The 11923-nt window shown below is 35.3% G+C and carries 10 protein-coding genes; all 10 read right to left on the bottom strand.

Going from position 1 to position 11923, the window contains the following annotated elements; all coding sequences use genetic code 11:
* Positions 1-820: 820 nt before the first annotated feature.
* The gene (locus RAH34_RS15905) at positions 821-1501 is read right to left on the bottom strand and encodes a hypothetical protein (RefSeq protein WP_306596759.1); all 681 of its coding nucleotides are present in this window, start codon (positions 1499-1501) and stop codon (positions 821-823) included.
* A gap of 10 nt (positions 1502-1511) precedes the next feature.
* A complete protein-coding gene (gene rfbD / locus RAH34_RS15900; protein ID WP_114821727.1) occupies positions 1512-2372 on the bottom strand; it encodes a dTDP-4-dehydrorhamnose reductase in 861 nt (286 codons plus the stop codon).
* Positions 2373-2418: 46 nt separating this feature from the next.
* A complete protein-coding gene (locus tag RAH34_RS15895) occupies positions 2419-2904 on the bottom strand; it encodes a thioesterase family protein (protein ID WP_062675928.1) in 486 nt (161 codons plus the stop codon).
* Between the two features lie 70 nt (positions 2905-2974).
* The gene (locus RAH34_RS15890; RefSeq protein ID WP_105684212.1) at positions 2975-3478 is read right to left on the bottom strand and encodes an OmpH family outer membrane protein; all 504 of its coding nucleotides are present in this window, start codon (positions 3476-3478) and stop codon (positions 2975-2977) included.
* 65 nt (positions 3479-3543) lie between these two features.
* The gene (locus tag RAH34_RS15885; protein ID WP_079244001.1) at positions 3544-4098 is read right to left on the bottom strand and encodes an OmpH family outer membrane protein; all 555 of its coding nucleotides are present in this window, start codon (positions 4096-4098) and stop codon (positions 3544-3546) included.
* 8 nt (positions 4099-4106) lie between these two features.
* Positions 4107-6641, bottom strand: a complete 2535-nt coding sequence (gene bamA / locus RAH34_RS15880; RefSeq protein WP_114821726.1) for an outer membrane protein assembly factor BamA — start codon at positions 6639-6641, stop codon at positions 4107-4109.
* Positions 6642-6669: 28 nt separating this feature from the next.
* Complete coding sequence (locus RAH34_RS15875; RefSeq protein WP_306596758.1) at positions 6670-7419, bottom strand: isoprenyl transferase; 750 nt, start codon at positions 7417-7419, stop codon at positions 6670-6672.
* A gap of 1 nt (position 7420) precedes the next feature.
* Positions 7421-8311: a DUF6089 family protein gene (locus RAH34_RS15870; RefSeq protein WP_306596757.1), complete on the bottom strand. Its 891-nt coding sequence runs from the start codon at positions 8309-8311 to the stop codon at positions 7421-7423.
* Positions 8312-8524: 213 nt separating this feature from the next.
* Complete coding sequence (locus tag RAH34_RS15865; RefSeq protein ID WP_114821723.1) at positions 8525-11029, bottom strand: polysaccharide biosynthesis tyrosine autokinase; 2505 nt, start codon at positions 11027-11029, stop codon at positions 8525-8527.
* 2 nt (positions 11030-11031) lie between these two features.
* Positions 11032-11922 (bottom strand): polysaccharide biosynthesis/export family protein, encoded by an 891-nt coding sequence (locus RAH34_RS15860; RefSeq protein ID WP_079243412.1) that lies wholly within the window; start codon positions 11920-11922, stop codon positions 11032-11034.
* Between the last annotated feature and the right edge of the window lies 1 nt (position 11923).

The raw sequence follows: 11923 nt of genomic DNA, 5'->3' as shown, positions 1-11923 counted from the left end.
GTCGCTCCGTATTTGCGAGTGCAAAAGTAAAACTTTATTTTTAATCGACCAAATGTTTTTGAAGAAAATTTTAAAGTTTTTTAAGTAACCTTAATTCTTCTCAAACCTTCAATCCCTATACTCCTGCGCTCCCTCTAATTGGGACTGCAAAGATACAAACTCTTTTTAAACCGGCAACTTTTTTTACAAAAAGTTTTAAAGTTTTTTTTTTCGTCCGTTTCTTTTTTGAAGTAATATCGTTTCTGCCTATCTAAAGGCTCTTCTGCGCTACTGAATGTCTTTCGTTTTTCAGTGGGGCAAAGATAGAAACTTCCCATACACCACGCAAGTTTATTTAACATAAATTTCATATTCGGAGCGGATTTTACCCTAATACACTGGAAGGCAGGATGAAAAATTTTAAACATTTGTTTGGAGGATGGGGTGAGAGCGTGGGAGGGTTGGAGAGTTTGTGTGTTGGAGAGTTTGTGTGTTGGAGAGGGTGAGAGGGGATGATTCGGGGTGCGGGATGCGGGTTTTGGGGTGTGGAAGGACGAAAATAAGGTATATATAATAATAAGGTTTAGGTTTGAATTGAAATTAAATGGAGGGGTTGTCTTTATTAAATGGGATTCCTTCAGATAAACTCAGGATTATAAACCGTTTCTATTGATATATATAATAAGATAAGAAGAAATTTCCAATAAAACCTGTACAAAGTGTAGCTGGAAATACATTTGGGATAAAGTCGGGGATAAAGATTATAAAAAGAACGGGCTGCAACCCGTTCCTTTGTTGATTTATATAGGGCAAAACCTACAATTGTTTATATAGACTGCTTCTAAGGTTTGTTTTCTTTGTAGATTACACTCAAAAATTCTGCATAAGATTTCTCCAGACCAATGATATCGCCTGATTTTAGATTTAACCCTCCTACTCCTGAGTTGTCTGATTTTACTTTTAGAGAAGAAACCTGAAAATAAAGGTTATCATCATTAGCTTTCGGTTGAACTTTCACCGTAGAGCCTAAAAGTTTTTTGGTTGAGATGGTATAGATTTCTCCCGGGACAATTTTTAATTTTAAAAAAGATCTGGGAGAGATTGTATAGTCTTTACGGTTGATGTTGATCTTTTGATCTTTTTCAGAAGAGGCAAAAATATACATCTCACCATGCTTTGCTGCTAATTTTTCTTTGGGTGTATAATATAAAGCGATTTTATAATTGGCAGCATTGAATGCCTGAGGTGTACCATCAACATTTTCGAAAGGTTTTAATTCGAATGTATTGGCACCAATCTCTTTTGCTTTTTTATATACCAGCGAAAATATGAGTGCATCATCTTTTGAAAATCCCTGTACTTCTACTTCTCCTAAATAAATAGCATCCGTGGCAGCGGTCTCTTTTCTGAACAAAAATTTATCTGAGTTGTCATTTGTCTTTTCAACTCTGGTCATATAAACATTCTGCGCGCTCCACAGCTGGACACATAACACGGAAAAGAGGATTGCAATATTCTTCATATATATAGTATTAGTGTGAAAGGATATCAACGCATTCTTCAAGACTGTTTTCCCAATGTTTGGGTTCTATTTTGTAAACTTCCTCTATTTTGTCTAAAGACATGGTACTTCTTACAGGTCTTTTGGCAGGAGTCGGGTACTGCTCAGTTGTTAAAGGATTTAATTTTATCGATGACTTTGAAAATTCAGCAATTTTTCTGGCAAACTCAAACCAGGTTGTCTCCGGATAGTTTGAGAAGTGGAAAATTCCATAAGTTTTCTGTGGAGCTTCAATAATCCTCATCATAGCTTCTGCCAGATCATTTGCGTTAGTAGGCTGTCCAAACTGATCAGCAACGATTCCCAACTCTTCTTTTTGAGAGAAAAGGTTTAACATTGTTTTCACAAAGTTCTTATTAAATTCAGAATACAGCCATGAAGTTCTCAGAATGATTGTTTTTGGATTGATTTCCAGCGCAAGCTCCTCTCCTTCTCTTTTTGATGCGCCATATACTCCTATCGGGTTTGTAAAGTCATCTTCAGCGTATGGAAGATTTGTGGTACCGTCAAAAACATAATCTGTAGAAACATGGATCAGAACGGATTTATAATCTGCACATGCCTGAGCAAGATGAGCCACTCCATCAGCATTTACGGCAAAGGCTTTTTCTTTCTCCTTTTCTGCCAGATCAACGGCGGTATATGCAGAAGCATTGATGCAATAATCAGGTTTGTTATCATAAAAGAAATCATTCACCTGCTCTTCATTGGTAACATCTAAAGTGGATGAGTCTGTAAATAAGAATTCATACAGATGTTCAAAATCCGGGGCAATCTTCTTTATGCAGTTTCCTAATTGGCCGTTACTCCCTATTACTGCTATTTTTTTCATTTGTTTATTATTAATTTTTAAATTGGAACCTTCAATAGAAATGGGGTTAAGAGTTCTTGGCATTCTGAGATCTTAAGAACTTCACTCTTGACTGGAAGTCTTTCTGGATAAGATCTACATAGAATTTATCAAAAATTTCTTTGATATCTTCGGGATGAACTTCCGATTTTCTTGTCTTGACATTAAAGTAAATAACGGTTACCCAAAGTACAGCATGAATCGTTTTTTCATCAAGGCTTTTCATCAGAATTTCAACTTTTGCCGTTCTATCCTGTACATCGATGGTCTTGCTGCTGATCACTACCTGTGTATTATATCTTACTTCTTTCAGATAGGCGATTTCATTTTGAATAGCAATCCAGGTACAGCCGGTTTGTTTGGTATATTCTTCATAAGTAAATCCATAAAATGTTTCTACATGATCTTCTCTGGCATTGAACATATACTCGAGATATTTTACATTATTCAAATGTCCGATCGGATCACAGTCGCTGAACCTAACTTTGACTGTAGTTGATACTTCTTTTTCCATTCCGCAAAAATAAAAAAACCACCTCTAAAAGAGGTGGTTAGTTTTATAAATCTTTGTTAATTTGCTGAAATTATTGAATTCCTAATTCTTTCTTCACAGCTGCTGTTGCGTCTGGTCCTGCTTTATAAAGAAATGCTGTTGAGTTTGCATCCATAATATAATCATAACCATTAGCTTTAGCTACTTTTTCTACTGCATCATTTAGCTTTTTCTCAATAGGACCGAAAGCTACATCTTGCTTAGCTTGAAGATCTTTTTGAGCTTTGTCCTGCATTTGCTGGATTTCTTCAGCTAATTTTTTCATTTCTGCTTCTCTTGCTGTGTTTTCGTCAGCTGTTTTCTTAGGAGCTTCAGTTTGATATTGCTGATATTTAGTTTGAGCTGCGTCAGCTTTTTTCTTAATCTCAGCTTGTTTAGTATCTAAGAATGTTTTAAGATCAGCATCTGCTTTCTTTTTCTCCGGCATTGCGTTAAGAACTCCCATTACATCTAAAGTAGCAATTTTTTGAGCTTTTGCCATACCTACAGATACAACCATCATTACTGCTGCAAATAATACACTTAATTTTTTCATAACTGGTAAATAAATAATTTAATTTGTTTTTAGATTTTAAAATATAGCAAAAGTTAATTCTCTTATTATTTTTTGCCTTTGCTATTTGTTTTTTCCTTCTTGTCTGTTCCTTTTAATAAAATAGATAATACTTTTTCGGTATAATCATATTTTGACTGAAGGAAAATAACACTAATGTTATTGCTTTTATCAAGAACTATGCCCAAGCCATTTTTTTCGGACATTGTTTTGATGGCTCCCCAGATCTGATCCTGAAAAGGTTGAACAAGATTTGTTCTCAGTTTTGTAATTTCGCCGTTAGCGCCAAAACGTAAACTTGTTGTTGTTTTAATATTTTTATCAAGATCGGTAACTTCTTTTTCTCTAAGCTTAAGCTGGTCACCAATCAATAAAACTTTTTCACTTTCAAAAGCAGCCTTTTTTCTTTCATATTCAGACTGAAGGCTTTGAAGTTCAGACTCCCAGGTATCGATCTGAGAATTTAATCTTGCTTCAGCTTCTTTATACTGTGGTAATTTATTTAAAATTTCATTAGTATCCACTACTCCGATTTTCTGGGCATTGTTCAACCCGAAAAGCAAGAGTAATGCGAATGTGAAAATTATTTTAAAGTGCTTCATATCTGTAATTATAATGTTTGGTTCATCAAGAAGTGGTTTCTCCATCCAGACTTATCACCTGAGATTGTCTTATCAAGACCTAGTGCAAAGTCGAATCCGATCAATCCAAATGCTCCCATATAAACTCTTACCCCAACTCCGACTGATCTTTTTAATTGGAACGGGCTGTAAGAACTCCATGAATTCCATACGTTACCTCCTTCAGCAAATGTCAAAGCATAGATTTTTGCAGTCTGGCTCATTGAGATCGGGTATCTCAGTTCCAAAGTAAATCTGTTATAGATTGTACCTCCTCCTTTCTGTGTAATATCTTCTCCCTGACCTCCTTCTGTAGTGGCATTTTCATAACCTCTCAGAGGGATCAATTCTCTACCGTCATAACGACCTCCGAAAAGACCTGTACCTCCCATATAGAATCTTTCAAATGGCGGAGCACCTAACTGGCTGTTATATCCATCCATGAATCCCATTTCTGCAGAAGATCTCAAGACAAGTTTTCCAATGATTTCATTGTAAACATCTGCTTTGAACTTGATTTTATAGAATTCCATCCACTTGTATTTGTCAATAGGTGACATTGTGGAGTAATCTTTCTTCTTGAACAATGAGTATGGAGGAGTCAGTTTTGCTGAAAGCTCAATATTGGATCCCATTGTTGGGAAAATCGGGTCAATACCTGCTGAGTTTCTGCTCAGTCCTAAGTTGATACTGAAGTTATTCGCAGTACCGTTATTTTCTGTGGTATCTCCAAACTGGAATGGATAGTTCTTGAAGTCATACTTCTGGAACTGTAAACCAGTATAAAGAGAGAAATAGTCATCCGGCCAGTTCAATAGTCTGTTTAATCCTACTGAAGCAGAGAAGATGTTCAATTTCTGGGCTTCTCCATATTGATCTGTATATCTAACTCTTGAGTTATTCAAACTTACAGAAAGTGCTGTTGGTCTTGTACCAAATAGCCAAGGTTCTGAGAATGATACTCCATAGTTCTGGAAATACTGTCCTGCCTGCACCTGAATAGAGAACGTTTGTCCGTCTCCCTGAGGTACGGGTTTGAAATCTTTAAACTTAAGGAAATTCTTTAATGAGAAGTTATTAAAGGTTAATCCTAAAGTACCGATAAAGCTGTTACCACCGTAACCTGCCTGTAACTGAACCTGTGAAGATCCTTTTTCTACAAGCTTCCAGTTGATATCTACAGTATTATCCACCTGATTTGGCTGGATATCCTGTCCCACCTGCTGCGGGTCAAAGAATGACATTCCTGCTAAATCAAAATAGGTTCTCTTAATTTCTGTTTTTTTGAATAGCTCACCCGGTTTTGTTCTAAGTGCTCTAAGAATTACATGGTCATGGGTTGTAGTATTCCCTTGCCATGTTACTTTATTCCAGGTAGCCTGTTCTCCTTCATTAATTCTGACTTCAAGATTTACGGCATCTCCTGACACAGATTTCTCAACCGGTGTTACATTCGAGAAAAGGTAACCGTTGTTCATATAAACAGACTTAATATCTGAATCATCTTCTTTACCTCCGTCTTCACCAACTTTTTTGTTGAAACCTACTGCATCGTAAATATCCCCTTTCTTGTATCCTAATAATCTCTGTAAATATTCTGTAGAGTATACTGTATTACCCGTGAATGTAACATCGCCGATATAATATTTTTTACCCTCGCTAAGTTTTACATTGATTTCGTAGTTATTTCTTTTGTTTCTCCATACTGAATCTGAAACAATTTTAGCGTCTCTGTATCCAAGGGAGTTGTAATAACTGATAAGACTTTGTTTGTCTTCCTGATATTTATCTTCAATGAATTTTGAGGACTTCAATATTCCGCCGATACCGAAACGTTTTTGCTTTGTTTCTTTAAAAGCTTTATTTCTAAGCTTTCTATCGGTTACATTATCGTTTCCTTCAAATTCAATATGATCAATTTTAATTCTTTTACCCTTATCTACATTAATTGTCCAGTCTACCAATGCGGGATCTCCAGCATTTACTTTATCCTGGATAGTGATTTTAGCATCTGCAAAACCTTTTTTGATGTAGTCTTTAGGGACATTGGTTTTAAGGCTTGAAATTAAGTTCTGCGTAATCTTAGTTCCTGGTTTCAGGTTGTTATCCTTTGCCAGTTTTTCACTTTTAGATTTACCAATACCTTTTCCTGAAAATTTAACTTCTCCAAGTTCTTTCAGATCCTGCAGGTAAAATTTCAGAACGATTGTTTGTCCTTCAATGCTTTGAACATAAACTTCCACTTCAGAAAAAGATTGGGTGTCCCAAAGTTTTTTTACAGCATTGCTGATTTTCTGTCCTGGAATGTCTACACTTTCTCCTTTTGTAAGGCCCGTAAATCTTAAGATCTGAGCGGGTGTATATTTTTTTACCCCATCTACAACGATGTCTTTAAGTGTATAAGTTCCTGCCTCATTTTCTGCATGTACAGCATTATTTACTTTTGTGCTGTCTTGTGGAGTTACTTGTCCATAAAAATGTGCAGAAGCAGCAAACATAATGATGGGTAATAGTCTAAACTTCATTTTATCGAGTCTTTCTTTTCTTAAAATTTTATTGGCCTTTTACCTGTTCACCGGTTAAACCATATCTTCTTTCCTTATTCTGATAATCAACAATACATTGGAAGAAAATATCTTTGGTGAAATCCGGCCACAGAACATTTAAAAACTGTAATTCTGCATAAGCAATCTGCCAAAGGAGGAAATTGCTTATTCTTATTTCGCCGCTGGTTCTGATCAGTAAATCTACAGGAGGAAAATCTTTTGTATAAAGATAGTTTTCAAATAAACTTTCGTTTATATCTTCTATCTCTACTTTTCCTTCTTTTACATCAGAACTTATATTTTTTACAGCGTCCAGTATTTCATTTTGTGAGCCATAGCTTATAGCCAATACAAGGTTTCCTTTTGTGTTTTCTTTTGTAAGCTCTACCACACGTTCCAACTGCTCTTTCACTAATACGGGCAGTTTTTCAAGATTCCCTATCACATGCATTCTCAATCCTTTGCTGAAGATCTCTTCTGCTTCTAACAGCAGGGTTTCCACCAACAGATTCATAAGGGTATTCACTTCTTCGCTTGGACGATTCCAATTTTCTGAAGAGAATGTATACAGTGTTAAGTAAGGGATATTAATCTCATTACATGCATTAATAGCATTTCTTACTGCATTAATGGCATTTTTGTGACCGAAAGTTCTTTCTTCGCCACGAGATTTTGCCCATCTTCCATTACCATCCATAATGATGGCTACGTGCTTTGGTAAATTCTCAGAATTTATTTTTTCTTTAATCAACGACATATTATTCACAATAACATGGAGGTCTTCCGAACGAATATGTAAGTCCTAAACTGAAAGTATTTATCCAGTCGTTGGATCTTCCATCTCCAATATTTCTCTTTTTAATAAACTCTGCTTCTCTTTCTTTAGAAACCGCATAATAATTTCCAGACTGTAATAATGAACCTCCTGTAGCGGGATCCAGAATATCAGCATTAAAAGAAGTTTTTACATCTTTGGAAAGGATCTTACTGTGATCCAACTGATCCGTCAATGTATATCTGAATGTAGCTTCTGCAAATATAGCCCAGGAATGGTTGAATTTATACTTCAAACCCACCCCAAAAGGAATATGCATTGTTACTTTCTTCCCTAATGAATAGTCTGTTGTAGTGGTAAAATCCAATTCATTGATCGGAGCCTGCGCTACACCATCAGCATCTCTTCTGAAATCATTCATAAGAGTAGCTTTAGGAGCATCAAACATCAAAGCACCAATACCTCCGAAGATATAAGGGCTCAGCATGCTGATCTGCTCATTATTTACCGGGAAAAAGTTATATTCAAACATTAAACTCGCCTCATACACATTATTTTTTCCGTATGAGTTTCTATTTCTTCTATAATCTTCTTTCGCCGCTTTATCACTAAACTGGATCTGGTTATATCCTAAATCCAATCTAACGGTCTGATGCGGGTTAAAATTAAATCTGTATAATAAACCACCATAAAATGGGATACCCCAATCTGACGCTCTGCTTAAATCCAACGGCTTCTGTAAAATATAATTTGTCCTTCCTACATCTCCCACTAGGTTACTCATACCTAGACGAACTCCCAATTCGTTTCTTTGTGCTTTAACACTTACCATTCCAAGGAAAGCAAGGAAGCTAAACAATAATTTTTTATTCATAAAAGAATATGGATTTATGGTTATTTTAAAATTTAATTTTTGCAAATATAAAACATTTTTATATTAATGATAATCTTAATGTTTAGTTAAAAATAAACAAAAAAACATAATTTGTTATAAAGTAAACGGCAAAGTGGCAAAAATATTCTTTTTTTCATAGAATGAAAATACTTTATATATGAAAAAACCCCCATTAAATGAGGGTTTAATGCTTTATTTTTTATTGAACAATACCTGTACTTTATTTCTGATCCTTATTAATAAAGGCTCTTTATAATTTTTATCTTCATCAAAATATCCGTAGCCATAACCATATCCGTAACCGTAGCCATAGCCATATCCGTAGCCTTGCTTGGTATTATAATCGTTATAAACAAGTCCCAAATTATTAACTTCATCATTATGATACTTTTCAGTAATCATCTTCAGCATATATTTTTCTGTGTATTCATGACGTACCACATAAATATTGGTATCAGAATACTTCATCAGCTCATAAGAATCTGCCACAAGACCTACAGGTGGTGAATCTATAATAATAAAATCATATTTTTCCTTGAGTTCTTCTATAAATCTGATATTTTTCTGGCTCATTAAAAGTTCAGATGGATTGGGCGGGATAGGACCCGAAGTCGCCACATCAAGATTAGGAATTTTGGTTTTGTTAATAATCTGGTCAATATCTACTTCTCCTGTAAGATAATTGGAGATTCCATATTTATTATCAATCTTAAAGTCTCCAAAGATTTTTGGCTTTCTAAGATCCATTCCTAATAAGATTGTTTTTTTATCACTTAATCCTATTACCGATGCCAAATTGATAGAAATATAAGTTTTCCCTTCTCCCCCAATGGATGATGTAATGAGGATAACTTTACCTTTTTCACTTTCGTTGTCCATTAAGAATCTCATATTGGCTCTTATTCCTCTGAAAGCTTCAGAAACAGATGATTTTGGCTGCTCCAGAACGGTAAGCATATTTTCATTACTGTTATTGCCTATTACTCCAAGGAGTGGAATTTTTGTAGCGCTCAGAAGTTCTTTAATATTTCTGATTTTACTATCTAATACCTCTCCTACAAAGATGAACAGTAATGGAAGCAGCAGTAATCCAGAGATAATGGCCGTTTTTGCCAGCTTTACATTCGGTCCGATAGCTCTTTGTCCCAGGTTTTTAGCAGGGTCAATCACCGTAATATCAGATTGGTTGGTGGCCATTCTCATTTTAGTATCACTCTGTCTTCCCAAAAGGCTGTTATAAGTGGCCTCAATCATATTATATCCTCTCTCCGCATCCAAATATCTTCTTTCTTTTTCAGGGTAAGAAGCTAAATCTGAGTTGGCACCTGAAATATCACGATCGATCTTGTTGATTTCATCATAATATCTGCTGTAGTATCCTCTTAAACTGTTTGATGATCCCATTCTTGCTTCATCAATAAGCCTGTTGATTTCTCTCATTGGCTCTGATGAAGGTTTATAAATAGAAGCCATTTCTGCTTTTTTGGTATACAAAGCTTTAAGTTCAGTAACTGTTGCTGAGAATACACCATCTTCAAAACCTGCTGCGTTGGTTCCAATCATTTTATCAAAATTCTGAGACTGCAGCGTATTTTTTATGTTGTTAAGAGAATTGATCTTGCTTATAAGATCTGCTTTTTTAGCCTCAAGTTCTTTTATTTTTTCCAGCGATTTTTCGTCTCTGTCTTTAATATTATAAAGCTTTTCTGAGGTTTTTAAATAATTCAGCACATTCGCACTTGAATCAAGCTTTTTACGGATGTTATCCAGATTTTCTTTTAAAAAGATATCTGTGTTCTTATTCACCACATTTTTATCAGCCAATCTCTTTTTCTGTAATTCTGCAACAGATTTGTTCAGGAAATTAACTGTACTATTCAGATTATATCCTTTTTTGGTAATAATCATAATAGATCTGATTTCTTTATCAAAATCCACACCTGTGGTAGAAACAATTTCATTTACACTCTCATTGATCGAGTTCAGGTTTACAATGATATTATCCAACTTGATTTTAGTGGGAACAGGATTTCTAATAAGTCTGAATCTCAGGTTTGGAGCATTATACCATTCATTGATTTTAATGATTTTATCCGCGGGTCTGCTATATGAGCTGATACTCTGAAATCCTTCAACTTCATAATTATATAAGTTTGTAGATTCTCCTTCTTCAGGTAAAACAACCTGATAGGCTGCGTCTCCTTTTGGTATCAGGGTAATAGGATAATTAATCTGTTGAAGATGTTTTTTATCAATCTGAAGAAAGACAGGTGAATCATCTTTATCGAGATAAGTAGATTTTATAAGTCCTTTGGTAGAATAATTGACAAAAAGATCCAGTTCTTTTACCAAAAATTCATTATGCGATCTGGATAAAAGCATTTTCTTCAGATAAAGCCCATCCTGATTTCCGGTATCTCCCCAAATGAAGTTGATGGATTGATTAGCCTGTGTTGGTAAAAACTCCGACCCTTTACTTGAAGTACTTAATGACAAGTCTGATGCATAAATATTTTGTGCATAATAATGAGTGTATCCCCATGCAATTGCATAGCCGATAAAAAACATAAATACAAACCAGTACCAGTTTTTAAGAATCCTTCTTAAAAAGTGCTCTAAATCAAATAATGCAAATGACCCATACTTTTCTTTCTGAGAATTATTTTTCTCTGCAGCGGTTACTCTTTCTGGAATCATGGCTAAAGATTTTTAAGAAGTAAATAAATAGACAATGCTGTAGTAATCACCGAAACTCCTGTCGTTAAAGTCTGAATAGGGTCTTTTCCAAATCCGTTCAAACTTTTTGCTCTGGTATTCAGGTAGATTTCGTCACCATTCTGCACATAATAGAAAGGAGAGTTCATAAGATCTTCGCGGGTAAGATCTATTTTGGCAATTTTGATTCCTTCCGGAAGTTTTCTGTGGATAACGATCTCTTTTTTGTCGATCGTTCTGTTCAGCCCGCCATTAATAGCCAAAGCTTCGGTAATGGTAAGTGTATTTTTATGGGCTACTTTCTCTCCCGAAAGGCCAGTAGTTTCTACATCGCCAAGAATATAATAAGTAATACCGTCTGTATTCAAACGTACTTCAGACTTACCTTCCTGGAAGTTTTCATTTACTTTTTCCTGAATTTCTTTTCTGATATCCTCTAATGTTCTCCCTTCCGCTTTTACATAGCCAATTCCAAAAACATTGATATCTCCGTTGGAATCGACCTTGAGCCCATTAAAATAAAAATTCATGTTTCCTCCTCTGCTTGCTCCAGAGGTAGTACCAATTCCACCTCCAACGGAACCTCCTCCTGATATAGCAGGGCTTGTTGCTGTTCCGGCTCCGGTTCCTATTCCTCCGGAAGAATTGTAAGAGGAATAAAACTGTGCAGCATCTCCTTTGGGAGTTGTTACAATGTTAAGATTAAGAATATCATTTTTGGTAATCCTGTATACAGGAATATTGTAGGGAACGAGACCTTCTTCATTAATTACGAGACTCTCACTTGGCTGTAAGTATCTTACATCCTTTGTTGTAATACATGAGGTAACTAAAAGAGGGAATATTAAAAATAAATATTTAAAGTTTTTCATCATA

The organism is Chryseobacterium sp. WLY505, from assembly GCF_030846215.1.
Lineage (GTDB): Bacteria > Bacteroidota > Bacteroidia > Flavobacteriales > Weeksellaceae > Chryseobacterium.
The sequence above is the reverse complement of the archived record's forward strand: the minus strand, read 5'-3'. Positions and strand labels throughout refer to the sequence as shown.

Coding starts and splice junctions, on each gene's coding strand:
- RAH34_RS15905 (WP_306596759.1), bottom strand. CDS start 1,501: ATGAAGAATATTGCAATCCTCTTTTCCGTGTTATGTGTCCAGCTGTGG.
- rfbD (WP_114821727.1), bottom strand. CDS start 2,372: ATGAAAAAAATAGCAGTAATAGGGAGTAACGGCCAATTAGGAAACTGC.
- RAH34_RS15895 (WP_062675928.1), bottom strand. CDS start 2,904: ATGGAAAAAGAAGTATCAACTACAGTCAAAGTTAGGTTCAGCGACTGT.
- RAH34_RS15890 (WP_105684212.1), bottom strand. CDS start 3,478: ATGAAAAAATTAAGTGTATTATTTGCAGCAGTAATGATGGTTGTATCT.
- RAH34_RS15885 (WP_079244001.1), bottom strand. CDS start 4,098: ATGAAGCACTTTAAAATAATTTTCACATTCGCATTACTCTTGCTTTTC.
- bamA (WP_114821726.1), bottom strand. CDS start 6,641: ATGAAGTTTAGACTATTACCCATCATTATGTTTGCTGCTTCTGCACAT.
- RAH34_RS15875 (WP_306596758.1), bottom strand. CDS start 7,419: ATGTCGTTGATTAAAGAAAAAATAAATTCTGAGAATTTACCAAAGCAC.
- RAH34_RS15870 (WP_306596757.1), bottom strand. CDS start 8,311: ATGAATAAAAAATTATTGTTTAGCTTCCTTGCTTTCCTTGGAATGGTA.
- RAH34_RS15865 (WP_114821723.1), bottom strand. CDS start 11,029: ATGATTCCAGAAAGAGTAACCGCTGCAGAGAAAAATAATTCTCAGAAA.
- RAH34_RS15860 (WP_079243412.1), bottom strand. CDS start 11,922: ATGATGAAAAACTTTAAATATTTATTTTTAATATTCCCTCTTTTAGTT.